Source organism: Chryseolinea sp. H1M3-3 (genome assembly GCF_029360725.1).
In the GTDB taxonomy this organism is placed as follows: Bacteria; Bacteroidota; Bacteroidia; order Cytophagales; family Cyclobacteriaceae; genus Chryseolinea.
The window spans coordinates 404,215-425,976 of record NZ_JARKMY010000001.1; the positions used below are offsets into that span (position 1 = coordinate 404,215).

Genomic DNA, 21,762 nt, shown 5'->3' on the forward strand with positions numbered 1-21,762 from the left:
GGTTCGTTTTCTCAGACATTATGGTTAGGCCACCGCTTCGCGATACCATTTTATTTTTCTTGAGAAATACATCAACAAGCTTACGATCAGGAATAGCCCTAAGCTTCCCAATAGCAATGAGAAATCCTGTTGAAGGATGATGATGAAAATAAATGAGTAAAATGTGATCAGCAACAGGGAGAAAACCAAACTGAGCTTTTTCGAAGGGAGAAATGTGGTAGAATATAGGCTAACCAGAATAACCGTAGCGATGGAAGAAATGATGTAAGCAATATTATAACCGACGTGTTCTGAAAAACTAAGCAGCAGTGTATAATAGATGATTAACGCGACGCCTATCAGGATATATTGAAAGGGATGAATTCGAACCTTTTGGATGATCTCCACAAGAAACAGGGCAATAAAAGTTAAAAGGATTACAAGCACTCCGTACTTTGAGGTCCGCATACTTTTTTGATATTGGTCTACAGGTATTAACAATTTGACTCCGAAGTCTGCGCCGCTAAGCTCTTGATTACTGTCTGCCCATTGCTGCGAAAAAGCACGATTAAAATGCAATATCTTCCAGGCTGCAGTAAATCCTTCGTTAGTTATTTCGCGGGAAGCTGGTAAAAATTGTCCGTCAAAACTTGGGTCAGGCCAAGGTCCTTGAAGTTTTACGGAAGTGGTTTTGCCTAAAGGAACAAAATCTAATCGGTTACTACCTTTTAGTTTTAACTTCATGGAGACTTGACCGACAAATGCATCGGCGTTATCCCAATTTAATTTCGCCACGATACCACTACTGGAAGGGAGGTTTTCTTTTGGTTTATAAAGGGCAGCCAAATTTTCATCTTGTCGTCCCCTAACCGTGAAACCGATATTGTTGGAAGGTTCAAGTGTAAAGGGCTTATCTGCGAGGGTAAGGATGGGGTTGTCGCTAATCCCCCGAAGGTCTGTGATGCCATACGTGATATAGGCACCGTTCCATAGCACCATATCTTCAGGAATAGAAAGTTTTTTAAAATCAGGTTTATTGAAATTTGCAGCGATCGATAGCGAAGATTCATAAACCACGGCATCAAAAATACCCCGGTGCAATATTTCAGGGTTAACATTTCCATTAATAGTTAAATCCTCGGGGAGGAAAAATGCTTTTTCAATATGTTCCCTGATTTCTTTACCGTCTTTTCCACGATCGATAATTTCATGTTTACGATAAGGTACTACCAATACGGGGCCAGAGATCGATTGACTTCCGGACCATTTTTCGGCTACTTCCTGAATAACCTCTCCCGCTCTGGATTGTCGCTCCTCGATTAAATCTTGAATCGATCCGGAAGGAATCAAGAGGATTAAAATTAAGATTCCGATGGAAAAGAGTTTAATCATGATAGATTCCTGGATCCATTTATTGAACCGATCTAATAAATTCGTTGGTTGTGTAATTGCTTCCATATTTTGTTAAGTATTAAAGATTCCATTGTCAATCGGCCTACAATTGTGGGGCTTTATCCTTACAGTGAAGGGCCCTATTAACGCTGGCCGTATAAAGTACTTTGTGATACAAAGCGCACAGACAAAAAAAAATCCCCCGATCGTGACCGTAGCGTAGATATGTAGCGAATCTTTCCAATCAAAAGTACTTTGTTGTTCAAAGTTACTTGAACGCAGGCGAGTTCGCAAGGTTTAAATCAGTAATTATTAAAACATAATGGAATAAAATTTCCACCGATTTTGGAAATTTCCAGTCCAACTCCTTAATATTGCACTCCCTTTTGAAGGGTAATTCCTCCTTAGCTCAGCTGGTTAGAGCATCTGACTGTTAATCAGAGGGTCCTTGGTTCAAGTCCAAGAGGAGGAGCCTGATAATCAGCCACTTACATGTTAGTACTGTAAGTGGCTTTTTCATTTGCACGTTATTTGCACTTTTCTATTCAATAGCATCGCCCCCTAAAACTATCCTACAACATTCCGTCTTCCGGCATATGGGCCGCCCCCTGTCACTTTTCCGTCTTGCCCTAATTTGTTATTTTCGTCAATGGAGATCACAGAAGACCTTTTACACAACTCTTGGACACGATAGCCATGAGCCTCGTGGAGCAGCACGATGATCACGTGTCGGAGTTTTATAGTGATGCCTGAACCAGAGATCAAGCGGAGAATTTTTTTTTTGCAGACAGAATCTCATCCGGACACGTTCGGTCTTCCTGTTGAAGAGTTTCGTTCCAACATTTCGGATACTTGATTTAAGCCTAATCTTCCGACCTTAGGTTCTTTCTAGGAACAGATTGCATTTAAAACATTCGAAAGTTCGCCGTCTTGGGATGGAGGATTAACCAAGCGGGCATTGTAATGCATTGGTTGATTTATCCGGTAGCTTTTGCGGCAGGCCATGCGTTGTAATCATCTCTAAACCTGAACTGCCAGTGAACAGGATAGTAGTTTTTGCATGGATAATTTTGGATAAATTCCCACGGAACGTTTGACGTATGGCTCATATGATTTTCGTCGGTAAAACATGCTATCTGACAAAAAAGCGTTGAGTTCTTTGTAGTTGGCACTTTGGGTGCGCGCACTATTTTAGCTTATTTGGCTCTACACCGTATGAGCTTGCAATTGCTTCAATGATTTTTTCCCAATCATCGAGAATTGCACAAATTTGTTCGAAGTTCTTTTCATTGTTTAAGTTTAGTACTCGCGTCCCATCATCATCTCCTGCTTTTGTTGGAAATGTGAGTGCGTCAAATTTTGCTAACCTACTTACGCTTTTTGTAACAAAAAGAATGTTTTCCCTATGGTACGAGAAGTCCGCATGGGAAATAAAATCCCGAATTTCGTTGAGCGCATACAAATTTTCAACGTGTTGTTTGTCTTTCTTTTCAACTTCAGGAAACTCTGGCAAAAACTTGTCAATTATAAAGGCAAAAGTATTTTTATGCCAATCAAGTCGTAGACTGGCATGCTTAGGAGAAATTGTTCCTGTGTTGAAATCTTTTTCAAATTCCGGGTTATTCTTTAACAAAATAAGATCAATTAACCTCTTCTCGAGCCAAATAGATCTGATGAGGATTTCGCCCGCCCTTTGAAATGTCTTGTTATTGGTGTAAAGGTTAGCCATAGTCGGTCGTAATTTTACAAACTTAGCCAAATACAGGGAATTGCATATAACGTCGTACGCATTTTCACATAAGTGGCTTACAACTGTGGCCCCTTTTTTAGGTTTACGTCATGACCTGCAATGGTATTTCCCAGCTTCTGCTGGAAGAGTATATTTCTTTTTACCTGATGGCAGGTTCTCTACAAAACCCCCTTCGAACTGACTTACTTTTCCTTTATTTCCTCCTCCATGATCTGTCTTCTGGGAACTGCAATTTGGGCATAACAATTGAAGGTTTTTTGTTCTGTTGTCGCCGTTGACACCGTTCTTGTGGTCTAGGATCAACACAATCGGCTTTCCGTTCCACGTCAACGGCGGATTGTGCAGTGTACAGTCAAGATTATCACACCGCAAAGGAATTGCCGTTGCCTGCTCCGACCTCCATCTTATATACAATCGCTTAACAGTCGACTGCGCCTGTCGACCCTGCTTGTAAACGAGTACTTCATCGTAAGCTATGCTCATCGCTACCTTAAAAAGTGAATTACAGCCTTACACGTAGTCGTTTTGCTCTTTCTTTAAACGCTTCCTCCCCCCCTTCCAAAATCTCGCACACTTGTTTTCGAATCTCATCGTTCTCTATCCCTCCACTTACATAATTAATTAGTGGTAGTTGATTTTGTCTATGATCGCCGCAGTTGGCAACAATCACCTGATCAGCGTCTGTGTTGACGACCAAGTTTGCGTTGTGTGTAACAATGATTATCTGTCTTCGAAGTTTAGCCGATCTAAACCTCGGAACAAGCTCATCAAATATCGATTTAGGGTCTAAGTTTTCTTCTGGCTGGTCAATAATCAGAGGGCGAAAATCATCCTTGTCGATCGCTAGATATAGAAGCAACAGTACTATTCCGCGAGTTCCGGATGAGAGTTGATGTATGTTTACGCCGTCATATTGAATGCCATACTTAATTGAAATATGTGAGGTGTCAAAGAGCCATGCTGCTACTTTGTTTGCCCACTCTCTATAAGATGCACGATCAGTCTTTTCAATTGGAGAATGTTCTTCCAGAGATTTCCTATGGATATCAAGAAAGCCATTCATTGCTTTGGAAACATCGTCTGCCGTCCCTTGCTCCCACGCAGGAAGTAGTTCTTTTTGAACAACTTCTCGAAGAGCACCTTTCCCTCGAAAAATTGTACCTTTCCTTAGATCAAGAAGAGCCTCACCGGCGGCAGCCCATGAGTCGAGATCGGCCTTACGTTGAACATTAAATGTAAGTTTCCCAAGAGCCCCGTCTTCCTCCTGAAGGTTTTCCATCAAAGGCTTATACAACTCCGTAAGAATTTGCTCGTGTTTCAAGAGCGTATCGAAAACGCCCTTATAAGACTGCTGTCGTAACTTTAGCAGGTGCGTTATCTTTTCATCAGCCTTTCCGCAATCTTCAATTTCTTTCTTTAGAGAAACGACGGTGGCTTCATCCTTTGCAATTTTTTCAGAAAGCTTTTTAAACTTTAACGAATTTTCTTCGTCTACCCCAATCAATTTCTGAATTTGGGATTGTTTTTCTTGTAGTTCATTGAAAGTATCCCTTGATAGATCTTCAACATTACTAAAATCACTTTGCTGACCGGCCGGAGTTTCAGCGCCTTTTATTGTCTGAACGTTAATACTCGCCTTGGTAATTTCTTGTTTCAACAACCCTACCACATCGCCCTTGTGTTCTAATTGGAAATTTTCCCACTGCAAATCGGTCAACCCAGTCATCGAATGTTTTTCTTTTAAATTTCGTAAAGCATTCGGCATGCCAGTTTTTATCAACCCTTCAATGTAATCATTGAGAATTGTCAGGGCAGAGTGTTTTCTGGTCGCAGCATCTAGCTTAACTCTTGCCGCATCGAGCGCGGTTGAAATTTTCTGATGTTGTTTTACCCTCTCTTCCGAATTTTTACCAATGAACGTCTGTCTATCACGCTTATCGTTCTCAATGGTTTTAGTTTTTTCATCGAGGGACTTTTGCAGGTTAGGGATTTGGTTCTTCTTTTCGCGCCAGCTATTTATTTCAGATGTATAAATTTCAATTTCCCGTTCATAGTCACAGCGTAAATTGATCACGCTTTCGGACTTTAGCCCAACTAACTCCGAAAATGATGTTGCACCCATTCTATTTTCAGCAATATGCGCTTCAAAAATAACACGCTCAATTTCATCCATTAGCTCATCGGTTAAACCTTCAGCAGAGCATAGCTGGTCGACAAACTGTTGGGACAAATATTGAACTCTCACACTATCTATTCCATTATGCGAGGCAACATATTGAGACAGTGGAGAACTACTTTGCTCACCAACCAACCAATTCAATTCGACAATTTCATCCGCGAAAAGATCTTTAGCTCTCATAATAAACGACCGGTCATTTGTCTTCGGCATTGCCGAATATCCTGCGACAGCAATCAGATCGGCTAAAGCAGTTTTACCAGATCCTCGCGCACCGATTATTGTGGTTAATCCTGGATTCAGCCTTAACGATGAGGTGGTAAGCCACTCCGCATTTTTTATATTAATTGCCTCTATTGTATAAGAAGGCATGCTGCCTGCAGGAGGGCTGGAACCAATAAATGTGCGTATTTCTGGCTCAATACAAGCTTGACGAAGTGACTCAAATCTTAAATCACCTTTTATCCAACTATATCGGTTGTGAGAAGGTACACCTACATTATCATTATCATGAGCATCAGAGCCATGAAGGCAGGGTTTGCATCCATTCCACTTGTCCGACAATTCTTGCTTCGTAGCCGCGCCCTGACCAAGCCAGAATTTCCTCTGGTTTTCGTTTGAAGAAAAAATAATATGGGACGTTCGCTCTAATTCTGTTCTTAACGATGCAAAGGCGGCATCATCCTTTAATCCTGGTGTTCCATCCCCGCTGCTTCCAGAAATTGCTATTAAAATGTTTTTCTTCGCCCATGCCGTATTGTTATAGTTTTCATGCAGCTGTTCATAATTAACTTTGAACTGGTTGACCCCGATTTCCAATGCTTTTCTATCGTCAGTTACTTGTGGGCTATGCTTTCTGCCTAGTTTCTTTAAGTCTTCCGCATTGCAGTTATAGGCATCGTCGCCTATCTTGTATGTCAGCCTATTGATGAACCTTTTGATTTCAACAACGTGATTATCGTCTTCTTGGGATACGAGCAAGTGAGCGTTAATTGGTTTTCCCTTCGCAGTCTCTATGCTGAATCGTAATTCAATATTTGGGAAAATAAGGTCGACTTCGGATAATCTTCCTTTACTTTTTTCATCAATGACTCTCTCGTATAAATCAAGGAGGTAATAATCGGTTACGCCCAGTGCTCTAATACGTGGATTAGAGTTCTCAATTTTAGTAAGAAAATCCTCCCACGGATCGTCCCCATTAAACTGGTTGTTTAGAACAGTCCCGGGCGCATGGATGTGTGGTTCCCATCGATGCCAGATCGATCCCCGAGGGTTTTGTGTGTTCACAGGGGGCGTCAAAGTTTCTTTCGGAGTGGCCGACATTTTTCCCATATGCATTCAATCAACGTTGCTCTTATTATCAAAAAAGGAAATCAAACAGTTGCGAAGGATAGAACTATTGCACTGGTCCAGCTAATTGTGCAATTTACTATTTTGTTGAATATCAGCATAATCGATCTTGACCCTCAACTATCTTCCTATAGCCTTGTGGGAGATAAAAGCATTCAAGATCACCGTGATTTAAATGGTTGTAAATAATAGGCTAAAATTTAATTTGCGGATTCAATTTCATTTTGGGCACACGTTACGTTATGACTAATCTCTTTTTTGAAAGACCGATTCTAAACTCGCCTTATGAATTTCCTGCACGTCATTGGGAACTGGATGAGCATGGTCAGCCTACGCAGAAGATCTTAGAGAAACGTCGCGCAGCAGAATTCATTACACCTATCCCTAAACCTCGTAAGCGTAAGAACACGGCTCAAGAGCAATTGATATTCGATGAGGGTAAGGGGCTTTCCACGAAGGACCAACAATACGATCCAACATCGATTATAAACCTGTTACGCCAGGAGGTTTCCAAATGGCGGAGTCTGCCTAATCCGAATGACTGGAATGTTACACCAGAAACGGCACGACTATTACAGCATTGGCGCAGTCATAACTTTAGCAGTATCAGACCATTTTTCTGCCAAGTGGAAGCTGTCGAGACGGCTATCTGGCTAACCGAAGTGGCACCCAGTTCTGGCAAAACTGGAAAGAACCTAATTGAACATCTTGCTAATGCTAATAATGATGCCAACCCTGGCTTAATGAGGCTTGCTCTTAAGCTTGCCACAGGGGCGGGTAAAACAACGGTCATGGCTATGCTAATCGCATGGCAAACAATTAATGCTGTAAGACGGCCCCAAAGTCAAAAATTTACGCGTGGCTTTTTAATCGTTGCGCCTGGTCTGACTATTAAGGATCGTTTACGTGTGCTCCAGCCTAATGACCCGGACAGCTACTATTCGAGTCGCGAGCTGGTACCGAGCGATATGATTGACGACTTGCAACGGGCAAAGATTGTCATTACAAACTACCATTCCTTTAAGCTCCGAGAGAAGATTGAGCTTTCAAAAGGTGGACGATCACTTCTACAAGGTCGTGGAGAGGAACTAAATACGCTTGAAACCGAAGGACAGATGATACAACGCGTCATGCCGGATTTGATGGGACTAAAGAACGTCTTGGTCATTAATGATGAAGCGCATCACTGCTATAGAGAAAAGCCAGGAGCTGAAGAAGAGGATGAAGACCTGAAGGGTGATGACAAGAAAGAGGCTGAAAAAAACCGAGAAGCGGCAAGATTATGGATTTCGGGTATCGAAGCAGTTAGTCGAAATTTAGGTGTCGCTCGTGTTATTGATCTTTCGGCCACACCGTTTTTTCTTCGAGGGTCCGGTTATGCAGAAGGTACATTGTTCCCTTGGACAATGAGCGACTTTTCCTTAATGGATGCAATTGAGTGCGGAATTGTTAAACTACCACGCGTGCCGGTTGCAGACAATATTCCGGGTTCTGAAATGCCGATGTTCCGTAATCTCTGGGAACATATTAGAACTAAAATGCCGAAGAAGGGACGAGGGAAAGGACAAGAACTCGATCCCTTAAGCCTTCCTCCACAGTTGCAAACGGCACTTGAAGCGTTGTACGGGCACTACGAAAAAACCTATCAGCTTTGGCACAAGGCTGGAATCAAAGTTCCGCCATGTTTTATTATTGTTTGCAATAACACAGCCACTTCGAAACTCGTCTACGATTATATATCAGGCTTTGTTCGAAAGAATGAAGACGGCTCAGAAAGTTTTGTAAATGGGCGACTCGAATTATTCCGGAACTTTGACGAGAATGGAAATCCTTACGCAAGGCCAAATACACTTCTTATTGATAGCGAACAGTTGGAATCTGGCGAAGCCTTGGACGATAATTTCAGGGGTATGGCGGCAGACGAGATCGATCGTTTCCGTCGTGAAATTATTGAACGGACTGGTGATGCCAGACAAGCAGAAAATTTAACGGATCAAGATCTTCTTCGAGAAGTGATGAATACTGTTGGACGTCATGGACGATTAGGAGGTTCAATCCGCTGTGTTGTATCCGTGTCCATGTTGACTGAAGGATGGGATGCAAACACTGTAACGCACGTCCTAGGAGTTCGGGCATTTGGCACTCAACTTTTGTGCGAACAGGTTATTGGTCGCGCTCTACGTCGTCAGTCCTACGATCTTAATGAGGATGGATTGTTTAACGTCGAATACGCAGATGTGTTAGGCATTCCGTTTGACTTTACTGCGAAGCCGGTCGTAGCGCCACCACAACCGCCGCGTGAAACGATCCAAGTCAAGGCAATCAAGCCGGAGCGAAATGCACTTGAAATTCGCTTTCCTCGTGTCGTTGGCTACAGAGTAGAATTACCTGAAGAAAGGCTTACAGCAGAATTCAATGAAGACTCGGTTATGGAGCTGACACCTGATCTAGTCGGTGCAACTGAAACTCAAAATTCCGGTATCATCGGCGATAAAGTTGATTTGAATTTAGTTCATACCGGTGATGTTAGACCATCTCAAGTTTTGTATGAACTCGTCTCACATCTAGTGTTAACCAAATTCCGTGATCAAGGCGAAGAGCCAAAACTATATTTGTTTGGCCAGTTGAAACGTATTGCACGACAGTGGCTCGATGGTTATCTAGTTTGCAAAGGTGGGACATATCCGGCGCAGCTAAAATATAAAATGCTTGCTGACATGGCGTGTGAAAGAATCACAGCAGGAATCACCAAGGCATTTGCTGGCGAACGCCCGATGAAAGTGCTGCTGGACCCTTACAACCCAATTGGCTCCACAATGCATGTAAATTTCAATACGTCCAAAACAGATCGTTGGGAGACAGATTCGCGTAGGTGCCATATAAATTGGGTGATCTTGGATAGCGACTGGGAAGGCGAGTTCTGTCGTGTCGCTGAATCTCATCCTCGTGTAAAAGCCTATGTCAAGAACCACAACTTGGGCCTTGAAGTGCCGTATCGCTTTGGATCAGAAATGCGAAAGTATCGACCGGACTTTATCGTATTGGTAGATGATGGTTATGGAGACAGCAATCTCCTGCATTTAATTGTCGAAATCAAGGGTTATCGCCGCGAAGATGCGAAAGAGAAAAAATCAACAATGGATAGTTACTGGATACCGGGCGTGAATTACAGCAGACAGCATGGACGTTGGGCCTTTGCAGAGTTTACGGAAGTGTATCAAATTCAGGCCGACTTTAATCAAAAGGTGGAGCAGGAATTCAATAAAATGATTGAGTCAGTGTTAGCAAAGTAAGAACCTGAGGAAGTTATGGCAAAAAAAACACCAGTTGCGAAAACTGTCGAAGCATTGAAGCACGATGAGGCTAAACGCAAAAATATCCCCACTGCCGAATATCAATCTGTTCTTCAAAAGGAAGAACAAGATCCTATACGGGTCTCTTATGAACGCAGAAATAGAGATCTTGATCCTCAATTAGTGTGGCGTGGCAAGGATGAGCAAGACTGGAGTGAGCTAGTCGTCCATGCTCCACCGCTTTATATTCAAGAGAAAATTCATCCGAAGGTGTTGATCGATGATTTGCTGCGACAAACGAAGGAGCAAGAATATATGTCGGGCCAAATCATGGCCGATCTTTTTTCTGATTTCAATGGTATCCCCAAAGGCGTTGATAGGACGGAATTCTATCAGCATGATCAGAATTGGTCGAATAGAATGATCTTGGGCGATTCCTTACAGGTCATGGCAAGTTTGGCCGAGCGCGAAGGATTAAGAGGAAAGGTTCAGTGTATTTATTTTGATCCACCTTACGGGATTAAATTCAATAGTAATTTCCAATGGAGTACAACTAGTCGTGACGTAAAGGATGGGAATACAAATCATATTACACGGGAGCCTGAGCAGGTTAAAGCGTTTAGAGATACATGGCGCGACGGTATTCATTCCTACCTAACCTACTTGCGTGATCGCATGACAGTTGCGCGAGATTTGTTGACTGATTCAGGTTCTATTTTTGTACAAATTGGTGATGAGAATGTCCATCGTGTTAGAACGCTAATGGATGAGATATTTGGCGAGAGCAATGCGATCTCTCTAATCTCATATCCTACTTCCGTTGGTTTGGGTTCGCAATTCGTTGAGAATGTAAACAATTATATCGTATGGTATGCCAAGGATCGAGAAGCCGCGAGTGGAAAATGCAAGCAGCTATATAAACTTCTTGAAAGAGGTGAGGCGGGTGCGACGCGTTATTCTAAGATACTTGATGATGATATGAGAGTACACGAAGTATCAAAACTATCTGAAAGTGAGCTTAGTCAGATAATAGAAAATGGAGGACACTTCTTCACGGATCAAGGATTGACGTCACGTTCTGCTTCCTCAACCACTCTGTTTGAAGTTATCCATCATGGTCGAGGATATAAACCAACCGCGGGTGGGTGGCGAACTTCCCAAACCGGAATGAACCGAGTTCAACTCGCAGATAGAATATTAAAGACGTCCTCAAAAATTCGTTTCAGAAAGAACTTTGATGACTTTGGGGCTCTCTCTACAACAAACAACTGGGATGACGTATCAGGCGGAATTCAAACAAGAAATGATCCAAAAGTGTATGTTGTTCAGACGGCAACAAGTATAGTCCAAAGATGCATACTTATGGCGACTGATCCGGGTGACTTAGTTCTTGACCCTACCTGTGGTTCTGGGACAACCGCCACGGTTGCAGAACAGTGGGGACGGCGATGGATAACGGTTGATACTTCGCGAGTGGCATTAGCGTTGGCACGGACTAGGATTATGGGAGCTCGCTATCCATTCTACATTTTGGCCGATTCTAAGGAAGGTCAAGTCAAGGAGGCCGAGCTAACTCGTAGCACGCCGAGTTCGCAAAGCGTCCATGGTAATATTCGACATGGATTTATCTATGAACGTGTGCCGCATATCACATTAAAGTCAATTGCTAATAATTCTGAGATCGAGGTGATTTGGGGTAAGTGGCAAGACAAACTTGAACCCATACGAGCAATGCTCAACAAGACGTTGAAACAGAGTTGGCACGATTGGGAAATTCCGAGGGAGCCAAGTGAGAAATGGTCCGTTGAAGCAAAGAAATTGCACGACGAATGGTGGAAGGCCAGAATTACCCGACAGAAGGAGATTGATGCGTCAATTGCAGCAAAGGCAGAGTTTGAGTATTTATTTGATAGGCCTTACGAGGACAAAAAGAAAGCTCGTGTTGCCGGACCGTTCACAGTAGAAAGTTTATCACCCCATCGAACACTTGGTGTTGATGAGAACGACGAATTAATTGATCCGCTAAAGCAAAATGTGATGGCTGGTAGCGACCGCGACAGTTTTGCAAATATGGTGCTTGAAAACCTTAAGACAGCTGGTGTCCAACAAGCTCATAAAGAAGACAAAATCGCTTTTTCATCAGTTGTAGCCTGGCCTGGAGATTTAGTTTGTGGTGAAGGAAGATACCTTGAAGGCGACAAAGAAAGAAGGGCTGCTATATTCATCGGCCCGGAATTCGGAACTGTGCTTCGAGCAGATCTCGTGTCCGCCGCTAGAGAAGCTGGCGACGCTGGTTTCGATGTATTAATTTCTTGTGCATTCAACTATGAGGCGCATACAACTGAATTTAACAAACTTGGAAGGATTCCGGTGCTTAAGGCACGAATGAACGCCGATCTTCATATGGCCGATGATCTTAAAAACACAGGTAAAGGAAATCTTTTTGTCATCTTTGGTGAGCCCGATATTAACATTATCAAAGCAAAAGATGATCATATCCAAATTAAGGTAAACGGCGTCGATGTCTTCGATCCAAATACAGGTAAAGTTCGAAGCGATAATTCAGAAGGGATAGCTTGCTGGTTTATCGACACTGACTATAATGAAGAAAGTTTTTTTGTGCGTCATGCATACTTCCTTGGTGCGAATGATCCATACAGTGCTTTGAAGTCTACCTTGAAGGCTGAGATCAATCATGAAGCATGGGAGTCCCTTAACAGTGACATCTCGAGACCATTCCCTAAACCAAAAACTGGTCGCATTGCCGTTAAAGTTATCAATCACCTCGGTGATGAAGTGATGAAAGTGTTTAAGATCGACTGATGGAATTTCGTATAGCCGATACGTTCACAGATAGTCTTGCTCGTCTTACAACGGACGAGCAAAAGGCTGTGAAAATCACGGTTTTTGATCTGCAACTTAATCCAGCCAATCCAGGAATGAGTTTTCACAAGCTGGATAAAGCAAAAGACAAAAATTTCTGGTCCGTTCGAGTCAATCGGGATATTCGAATAATTGTCCACAAAAGCGAATCCAGTCTGTTGATTTGTTATGTAGATCATCACGACAAAGCTTACGACTGGGCTGAACGCCGAAAATTGGAAGTTCATCCTAAAACAGGTGCTGCCCAGTTAGTCGAAATTAGGGAGACTGTTAAGGAAGTCTTTGTCCCTGTTTACGTTCAAGAAGAAATAAAAACGTCAGCCGTAAAGCAGAAGCTTTTTACCGACTTTACCGATGAAGCACTTCTTACCTACGGTGTGCCAACGGAGTGGCTGAACGATGTTAGGGATGTCAATGAAGATACACTGCTAGAACTTGTTGATCACCTACCCTACGAGGCTGGTGAAGCTTTGCTTGAACTGGCAACAGGCGGAATGCCGCAAGTGGTGAAACCGGTAGAGAAGGGTGAAGATCCATTTACTCATCCAGATGCTCTCCGCAGATTCCGTGTGATGAGCAATCTTGAGGAACTTGAACGAGCGCTAGAATTTCCTTGGGATAAATGGGCGATATTCTTGCACCCGGATCAAAGACAATTGATCGGAAAGAATTTCTCTGGGCCTGCCCGTGTTTCAGGTTCCGCTGGAACAGGCAAGACGGTAGTCGCTCTGCATCGAGCGGTGTTTCTCGCACGGGCTAACCCGGATGCCCGAGTCTTACTAACGACCTTCTCCGAAATTTTAGCAAACTCCCTGAAAGTAAAACTACGTCGGTTAGTAGTTAACGAACTGCCTCTTGCGGAAAGAATAGAGATATTTCCAATCGATCAAATTGGAGTACGCCTTTACAAAGCGAATATCGGAACACCAAAAATTGTAACACGAAAGCAAATACTCGCGTTATTGAGCAAAGCTTCTTCTGAAGTAGAGGCTAATAAGTTTAGTCGGACATTCTTTTTATCGGAATGGGAACAAGTTGTTGATGCGTGGCAATTGACGACGTGGGAGAATTACCGAGATGTCAAACGGTTGGGAAGGAAGACCAGGCTGCCAGAGCAACAACGGCAGATTCTGTGGACAATCTTCAGTAAAGTTATTCAGCAGTTAAAGAAGGATGGATTAATAACCTATGCTGGAATATTCAATGAACTTGCCGACTTCTTTTCTCAAAGTCAAAAATCTCCTTTTGACTTTGCTGTCATTGACGAGTCCCAGGATATAACAGTATATCATTTGCGTTTCCTGGCAGCTCTTGGTAGAAATAATCCAAATGCGTTGTTTTTCGCAGGGGATCTGGGTCAACGTATTTTCCAACAGCCATTTTCTTGGAAGTCCCTCGGCGTTGACGTTCGTGGAAGATCGACCACCTTAAAAGTGAACTATCGAACATCTCACCAAATTAGAATGCAATCAGACCGCTTGCTTTCCCCTGAGGTAACAGATGCCGATGGCAATATTGAGAAACGTAGTAATACCGTTTCCGTTTTCAACGGACCTCCTCCAATAATTAAAACGTTTTCAACTAGCGCTGAAGAAATAGAATTTGTCAGTGACTGGGTTTTAAAGCTTCGACAAGAAGAGGTTTTCGCGCATGAGATCGGAGTGTTTGTTCGGTCCTCCAATCAGCTCAATCGTGCTATTGATGCGATAGGAAAAACTGGTGTTCCGTATAAAGTCTTAGATGAATCCGTCGAGGCAATCAGTGGACAGATACCGATATGCACGATGCACCTAGCCAAGGGGTTAGAATTCAAAGCTGTAGTAGTGATGGCTTGTGATGATGAGGTTATCCCCCTTCAGGAACGTATTGAAACTGTTGCAGACGACGCAGATCTGGAAGAAGTCTATAATACGGAACGTCACCTTCTGTATGTAGCATGTACGCGCGCTCGTGATCAGCTTCTACTCACTAGTGTAGAACCATCCTCCGAATTCCTGGACGATTTGAAACAATAACGATGTCTAAAACGAACTCAACTCAATTCCGTCATCACGCCAGCTTTGGAAAGAGAATGGAGTATTTCGTTTTGGGTCGAATGCTAAAGGAAGGCATTGATTTATATGTTCCACTTGTTGATGATTTTGGAATTGATGCTGTATAAGAAAGCGTGACGGAACATTTATTGAAGTGCAGATAAAAGCACGTTCAGACGAAGTCAAGTTTGGAGATGCTGCACTTTTCGCTGCTATCACTCACGAGATAAGAAGCAACTATTTCTTTGTTTTTTATTCAGCACGGATGGACAAGACATGGATACTATCTTCCGAAGAATTTTGTACAGAAAGTGTATTAAACAAGAGTGGTAAAAATATCGGAAAGCGCTCGATTTGGTTTAATGGTAAGAGTACGAAGAGCAATACGGAGCAGGCTAAAACCGGGTATGATAAGTACCTTGATCCTGATTTTATGAGGTTTAAATGAATGCGGATTCCAAATGACTTTAACTAGCGTGGTTGAATCACCCAATGGGCAAGAAGAGAATAAATATTCCGGAGACGATTGCAACTGAAATACAATTCCTTTCAGATAGGACGTGCTGCGTCTGTAACATACGTGGGAATACAATTCAATTGCACCACCTCGATGAAGACCCGTCTAATAATAATATTGAGAACATCGCCGTACTTTGCCTTGAATGTCATGCCGAAAGTCAAATAAAGGGTGGTATAGGGCGGAAACTCGATGCCAACCAAATCAAGCGTTATCGGCATGATTGGATACAGCGAGTACAAGAAAGGAGAAAACGAGCTGATGAGATCGCGTCAATTCGTAGCGTGACGGGAACCGTACGATCACTTTTAGAACAAGAGCATTTGAATGTAAGTGATGATTATTTTACTAATGATGATCCGGAATTGCTCGAAAAATATCTCAACGAAATAATAGTTGTTCACAAAGCGCAACTCACAATAGCTCAAGTTGAGTGGGACTCGGGCGTTAATTCCCGAATGACTAACGGTAGCTATACTGTCATTGATTTTTATTCTGAAGTTTTGATCGAGCTTGCAACATTTTATCCAAAGTGGCATTTCAATAAACAATCACCAAGTCATTTTTTTAGCGAGCTAATATCATCCAGGTTTCAATGGCATCGATCTATGCTTGAACCAGGGGGTAGCGGAACAGGCGGCACTATCATTTCGACCATGGCTGGGGGAGGGGTTATGGATGATCTCAGCAGAATGATAGTTGACATGGTGAATGCATTATTGTTTTCATATGACCTTGATAGAAAAATTGATTTTCTAAATTGGAAAAATAGTTGGCTTGACTAGCTAACAGTCCGATGCACTAACTCACTTTTAAATCATATGACGCCAAGGCAGAAAGAAATAGGCGACAAACTTTTACAATTTCTTGCCAGAAAAGGCCAGGCAAACACAGATGAATATTTCCATCATTTGACGAGGGAGTGCCAGTTTAACGACTGGAGTGATCAAGGCGCAATTGGAATGGTCAAGGCAGAATTATTAACACTGGATTTGATCGAACAATTAGGACAGGTCGATAACTACATTAAACTCACGCCATATGGAGTAATGGCAGAAAAAACCGGAATTGCACAATGGATGGCACGAAAACAATTTCGCCAAGAAAGAAATATAACGAGCAAAGAAAAGCGAATCGCCATTCTGAAAGGCCTATACGAAAGGAAATTTGATGGAAAAATTTATGACCTCCGACCTTTCTTACCAACAGCAACTTTGACTGAGTTGTATCAAATCGCGAAAGCACTAGAAAATGATGGCCTGATAAAAATGGTTGCGAGTAAAGACAGCGTTCATGGAGAAATTACCTTAAGCGGAGTCGAAGTTATCGATGCTGAGGAAACAGACCTGGCGTATCAGCCAAAAGATAAGTTTAATCCTGATGAGTCGCGAACACTCAAGGCAAAAATCGACGAACTCGGCGACCGGTTATCCAGAATGGAGGTCGGTCAGCAAATCACCTATGACGATTTGATCCATGAATTGGAGGAACTCAAAAAGCTAGTGGATGTATTGGGCAAAAAGAATTGGCTGCAAATATTAAAGGGAAAACTAGTGGATGCTGGGTTTGGGGTGATAGCTGATCAAGTGAGTGAACTAATAATTGAAATTTTTAAGGAAGAGAAGTTCTTGAAAAACTAGCCTGTTATTCAGTGAACTTCCTTTAGCTATTAATGGTTTGTGCGTCGAATTATTTTGTTTAGTTAGGGTAATTAATCGTTTCGTCGTTCCAGACAATATATGAATTTCATCATTAAGGAAGACCGGCAAATATTGTTATTGCATTTCGACAAGTAAATAATTTGTACTTCGTCCACCCGACGAGTCCTTAACTAAGATTCCTTGATCTACAAGATCGTTGATGTCACGAAGCGCAGTATCTGATGAAGTCTTCGTGATCTTCGCCCATTTCGATGTATTGAGTTTCCCTTCGAAACCGTCCAGAAGTTTATTGAGCATCAGCCTTTGTCTCTCGTTTAACGGTGTCACCGCATGCTTATCCCAGAAATGAGCTTTCTTCATTACGCCAGCGAGTGTTTCCTCGGTGCTGCTTAGCGCTCGGTCTAAGCAAGAAAGAAACCATTCAAGCCAAGCTGTTATATCGAGCGTACCTTTTTGAGTTGCCTCAAGCATATCGTAATATGCTTTTCTTTCTCGCTGGATTTGTGCTGACATACTGTAAAATCTTTGATGTGTATTGTCGGCTCGTGCTAGTTGCATATCAGTTATCGCTCTGGCTATACGCCCATTGCCATCGTCAAAGGGATGGATCGTCACGAACCAAAGATGTGCGACACCAGCCTTTAAAACCGGGTCCAGGTTCATATCACCATTGAACCACTCAATAAATTTTGACATTTCTTGATCAAGCAAGTCGGCACCCGGCGCTTCAAAGTGAACACGCTCACAGCCTAAGGGCCCAGAAACAACTTGCATCGGCCCATGGCTGTTATCTCGCCATGCACCCACTGTGATTTTATACATGCTGCTTCGCCCGGTAGGAAAAAGTGCAGCATGCCAACCAAATAAGCGTTCATCCGACATCGCTTTAATATAATGCTGGGTTGCATCAAGCATCATCTCCACGACGCCCTCAACATTACGATCAGCCTGAACCAGACCGCCAATATCCATGCCCAATCGGCGAGCGATCGAGGATCGAACTTGATCAGGGTTAAGTATTTCGCCTTCGATTTCACTGGACTTGAGAACGTCGAGGGTTAAGGTTTGCAAGACCGCTTCCGCCTGGAGGGAAAATCCCAGACCTTCCATCCTTCCAAGTAGTCGTCCCTGACGGTGCCTTACAGCAGCTAGAAAATGGGCAAGGTGCTCCTTGTCCCATTTGAAAGAGGGCCATTCGGCAATTTGGTGTATATAACGAGTCATTCGCCGCACATTATGCGGTAAATGTAGCATTGATTCACCGCATTGTCAACAACTTTTTCCGCACATTATGCGGTGAATAGTGGGCTTAATCGCCGCAAGCCGAGGTTGGAATAAAGATTTTGTCCCAAGGATGCTACAACCGTTTCAGGGAGATTTGAGAAACGATTATAGCGACGATATTGGCAAACCTTTTTCATAGGGTCAATTTATTGGTCGAAGGAAAGGACATCTCCCTAAATCTCCTAGGCTAGTACTAGATCAATTGGATGGCACGAAAAAGATATTGTAAATTGGAAAGCAAGCACAATTAGACAAGAGGGATAAATTGCAATGTCCTTACAAATACGAATTCAAGCGGACGATTTTTTTAAGGCTTATCATGCGTTAGAGAAAAACAGCAATAGTGATACTATGGCAGTTATGGGACCAGGCATTGTATGTTTATCTTTTTCGGTCGAGCTTTATCTTAAGGATCTTCATTTTGCGCTAACAGGAAAAGCGCCGCGCGGCCACGACGTCTATAAACTTTTTGAAACGCTACCAGCAGAGACTCGACAAGAAATCTTTACTCACAAATCTATTAGTAAAAATCCTTTTATGACCAGGGGTAATATGTTCTCGATCCAATATCATAGTCGAGCCTATAGTGCGTACGAGAGGTTTATTGATCAAATGAAAACAATAAGTGATGGCTTTGAAAAATGGCGCTATTCCTATGAAAGCTGCACGCTAAAATATGATTCTTACTTTGCCATCGCTCTTATAGAGGCAATTAAATCAACGGCAGATAGTATACGACAGCAGCCCTTTAAGAAACGAGCTAGCGAATAGAGTCGAACATTAACGCAACTTCTTTGGAACAGATTTATACTTACAAATTCTCGCTCCTTTCACTCTCCGGTGAAGTTAATCTTCAAGTCTCATCTTCCAACGGTCCGGGAATCGAAACATTCATGGATGACTTTCGCATAATATTTTCCAGACAAGACAGCGAAAGTGGAGGCTTTATTATCAATGCATTTCAGGTCTACTCACCCGAGATTGAGAAAAAGATCAACGAGCTGATCGAAAAGTATGGTGAAATTGATCCGACCATTAATAAAATACCTGCATACTTCCGGAAACTTAAGGCAAACGAAAATTTTGTTTTTGTCCCCCCTGGCTATGGGATTGATCAATCTCATAGAATATTGTTATACAATTACCTAAAACACTTAGAAGAAGGTGTGCCGTTTGAACCCTTACAAGCGGCAACAGATAGTTTATTCAAAGAGATTTTTGCAAAGTACGATGTGAATTCATTCGGCGATAAACGAATATCGATTGGTGAGCCTGACAAGAAAAAACGCGTATGCCGATTTTGCAACAACAAACGAGTTCCGCTAACTTTTAAGAATAAAGCACATGCAATCTCTGAAGGCTTAGGCAACAAAACCGTTGTACTAAACGATGAATGTGATGGATGCAATTCAGAATTCAGCAAGAACACTGAGCAGGACATGATCCAGTATTTGTCATTGTACCGGACGTTCTTCGGTGTAAAGGGAAAGGGTGGAACAAAGAAATTCTCTGGCACGAATTTCAAAGTCGACGACGAAGGGGTAGCAATATTCAGCATCCTTGAAGAAGAGCGGAAAGGAAATGATCCTTTAGATCAAGTCGTATCGATAAATACGGACAACCCGATCGTCTTACAGAATATCTATAAAACGCTCTGCAAGTACTTTCTTAGTGTGATCGACACAAAATATCTGAAGCATTTCCAAGGGACAATTGACTGGATCAATGGGGAAAGGCAGATTGATCGCCTTCCAGTGATTGCTGAAGTGGTAACGTATCATTTTTTTTCGTCGCAGCCAAAGCTGCTTACATATATCAGGAAAGAGAACAACAGCGACATCCCTTTCGCTGTTGGCGAATTCCATTTCACCTGCATTGTCTTTGTCTTTATCATACCGCTATGCGATCAGGACAGTTCTCAATATTTGGAAGACGACTATAAGAAGTTCTGGGATCTCTTTCACCATTACAACAAAAGTAAAGGCTGGTCCTTCAAAGATTACTCCAGTCAGAAGGCGGCAAAATTCTCGTTTCGCGTGAAATTTGAAAAGTCCGACGTGTGATTATGATTTATGGATTAAAATCTGATCGTTTCTGATAGATCAAAGTCTTCCCGCATTTTACTGGAGTTATCAGACCCTCAGTTCGAAATGAATAATGAATAAATGACTCGTTTGAGGGATCATCCAACTTCGGTTTGCGTATAACGGATTGTGAAGCGTAGGATTAATATCAGGTATTTAAGGCTAGGTAGAGTCGTTTGCTTTCAGCCTGATGATTTGGAAAGGGTTAGGCATGATTTTCACGCTTCTTCTAATGCGGAGGCGTCATTTTACATTTTGAATGTTCCTTTTTTGTAAATTTAGATTGGTACTGTACTGACGTTGGGAAAAAACTGAGTGACCATTTAATTTCATTATCCTCCTAAGCATTTAGATCGTATGGACAAATTTGACCTGACTGAAAGTTTGCGAATTTATATCCCAGGCGTTTACTGTACGACCATTACCAATTACTTAGCAAACCTCAATTTAAGTCCCGGGGGCATAGGTGTTTTAGCAATATTTGTTGGTCTTTTCATCCATTCATTTGGATTTGCTGAGCGGTTCAAATCGACCTATATAAAATATGGCCATCGTTTTATCTTAAAGACGCACCGTCATAACATGTTTGTCGAGAGGGCAGAAATTTTTAGGCAAAAGTTCAAAAATTCCAGGGCAGAGTACGAGGTATTGAAATATTTGCAAACGTGTGAAACGGACTCTTTTGACCGATCTGTAAATGTACTATCACAAACGCTCATGGCATTCGACGCAGGCAGGCATCATATCCAGGAAAATAAAGAAATGCGCCTTCAGAGCACGTTGGGTTACATGAAATTTCTTTTAGGATTGATATCATTTGTGGCATTTGTTCTTTGTATCGTCCCGTACATATTTGATTTTAGAATCAGCTATTATAAATCAATATTTTATGCCGGGTATGAGTGGTTGGACTTGTTTATACTGTTTTTTCTCTTTCTACTTTTTATTCATGGGGCAATCAGAGCGAAACAGCGATCGTTGGATTTCGAAAAGAGGCTTTATTTGAATTATACGGCAGAAGACATTAAGCAGCTGGAATTTTTAGTTCTATTTTATTTGCGTCAGAGGGCTATAAATTCATTGACAAATTCTAATTCGGAATTGGACAACGGGGCTAATCTGGCAAAAACAGCGGCTCCTACGAGTAGCTAGGTGCGTATTGTATAGATACCAGTTGGTAATAAGATGACCAAATTTAATCCATTTTCGAAAATTGATTAAGTGAATTGATGCTATTAACAGCTGTGCCTATCGTTCTAAGATAACACCTTCGAATGGCCCTCTACCCTTGGCGATTTTCTAAACTGTTCTTGCATTAACTCAGCTTACCAGCTATAGTAGCACCGTAGTAGCACCGAGA

General features: G+C 42.3%; 15 protein-coding genes and 1 tRNA gene. 11 read left to right on the forward strand and 5 right to left on the reverse strand.

Annotated features, from left to right (window positions below):
* Positions 1–24: 24 nt before the first annotated feature.
* Positions 25–1,437, reverse strand: coding sequence for a cell envelope integrity protein CreD (gene creD / locus P2W71_RS01600; protein WP_276366145.1), 1,413 nt, complete (start codon positions 1,435–1,437; stop codon positions 25–27).
* A 332-nt stretch (positions 1,438–1,769) separates the two neighbouring features.
* On the opposite strand from creD, the gene P2W71_RS01605 reads away from it, so the two are divergent.
* Positions 1,770–1,843, forward strand: a tRNA-Asn gene (locus P2W71_RS01605).
* A 714-nt stretch (positions 1,844–2,557) separates the two neighbouring features.
* Here P2W71_RS01605 and P2W71_RS01610 read toward each other — a convergent pair.
* The 3 genes from P2W71_RS01610 to P2W71_RS01620 form a co-directional block, all read right to left on the reverse strand.
* Positions 2,558–3,100: a hypothetical protein gene (locus P2W71_RS01610; RefSeq protein ID WP_276366148.1), complete on the reverse strand. Its 543-nt coding sequence runs from the start codon at positions 3,098–3,100 to the stop codon at positions 2,558–2,560.
* Positions 3,101–3,208: 108 nt separating this feature from the next.
* On the reverse strand, positions 3,209–3,604 hold the full coding sequence (locus tag P2W71_RS01615; protein ID WP_276366151.1) for a hypothetical protein: 396 nt from the start codon (positions 3,602–3,604) through the stop codon (positions 3,209–3,211).
* A 19-nt stretch (positions 3,605–3,623) separates the two neighbouring features.
* Complete coding sequence (locus tag P2W71_RS01620) at positions 3,624–6,629, reverse strand: TrlF family AAA-like ATPase (RefSeq protein ID WP_276366153.1); 3,006 nt, start codon at positions 6,627–6,629, stop codon at positions 3,624–3,626.
* Positions 6,630–6,889: 260 nt separating this feature from the next.
* Here P2W71_RS01620 and P2W71_RS01625 point away from each other — a divergent pair, with 260 nt between their 5' ends.
* Genes P2W71_RS01625 through P2W71_RS01655 form a run of 7 tightly spaced genes read left to right on the forward strand, consistent with a single transcriptional unit; the run spans position 6,890 to position 17,013 of the window.
* Positions 6,890–9,940: a DEAD/DEAH box helicase family protein gene (locus tag P2W71_RS01625; RefSeq protein WP_276366156.1), complete on the forward strand. Its 3,051-nt coding sequence runs from the start codon at positions 6,890–6,892 to the stop codon at positions 9,938–9,940.
* 15 nt (positions 9,941–9,955) lie between these two features.
* Complete coding sequence (locus P2W71_RS01630; protein WP_276366158.1) at positions 9,956–12,763, forward strand: site-specific DNA-methyltransferase; 2,808 nt, start codon at positions 9,956–9,958, stop codon at positions 12,761–12,763.
* Positions 12,763–14,838, forward strand: coding sequence for a 3'-5' exonuclease (locus P2W71_RS01635; RefSeq protein ID WP_276366160.1), 2,076 nt, complete (start codon positions 12,763–12,765; stop codon positions 14,836–14,838). Before P2W71_RS01630 ends, P2W71_RS01635 begins: the two co-directional genes overlap by 1 nt.
* Positions 14,839–14,840: 2 nt before the next feature.
* The gene (locus P2W71_RS01640) at positions 14,841–14,984 is read left to right on the forward strand and encodes a hypothetical protein (RefSeq protein WP_276366163.1); all 144 of its coding nucleotides are present in this window, start codon (positions 14,841–14,843) and stop codon (positions 14,982–14,984) included.
* Positions 14,985–15,010: 26 nt separating this feature from the next.
* A complete protein-coding gene (locus tag P2W71_RS01645) occupies positions 15,011–15,304 on the forward strand; it encodes a hypothetical protein (protein ID WP_276366166.1) in 294 nt (97 codons plus the stop codon).
* 32 nt (positions 15,305–15,336) lie between these two features.
* Complete coding sequence (locus P2W71_RS01650; protein WP_276366169.1) at positions 15,337–16,158, forward strand: HNH endonuclease signature motif containing protein; 822 nt, start codon at positions 15,337–15,339, stop codon at positions 16,156–16,158.
* A gap of 36 nt (positions 16,159–16,194) precedes the next feature.
* Positions 16,195–17,013, forward strand: a complete 819-nt coding sequence (locus P2W71_RS01655; RefSeq protein ID WP_276366172.1) for a hypothetical protein — start codon at positions 16,195–16,197, stop codon at positions 17,011–17,013.
* Between the two features lie 135 nt (positions 17,014–17,148).
* On the opposite strand, the gene P2W71_RS01660 is transcribed toward P2W71_RS01655, so the two are convergent.
* Entirely contained in the window at positions 17,149–18,258 is a 1,110-nt protein-coding gene (locus P2W71_RS01660; protein WP_276366176.1) for a Fic family protein, read from the reverse strand.
* 330 nt (positions 18,259–18,588) lie between these two features.
* Between P2W71_RS01660 and P2W71_RS01665 the strand changes: the two genes are divergently transcribed.
* The 3 genes from P2W71_RS01665 (at position 18,589) to P2W71_RS01675 (ending at position 21,554) form a co-directional block, all read left to right on the forward strand.
* On the forward strand, positions 18,589–19,089 hold the full coding sequence (locus tag P2W71_RS01665) for a hypothetical protein (RefSeq protein ID WP_276366179.1): 501 nt from the start codon (positions 18,589–18,591) through the stop codon (positions 19,087–19,089).
* 23 nt (positions 19,090–19,112) lie between these two features.
* A complete protein-coding gene (locus tag P2W71_RS01670; RefSeq protein WP_276366180.1) occupies positions 19,113–20,381 on the forward strand; it encodes a hypothetical protein in 1,269 nt (422 codons plus the stop codon).
* A gap of 378 nt (positions 20,382–20,759) precedes the next feature.
* Positions 20,760–21,554 carry a hypothetical protein gene (locus P2W71_RS01675; protein WP_276366182.1) on the forward strand — a complete coding sequence of 265 codons (795 nt, stop codon included), beginning with the start codon at positions 20,760–20,762 and terminating at the stop codon, positions 21,552–21,554.
* Positions 21,555–21,762: the final 208 nt, after the last annotated feature.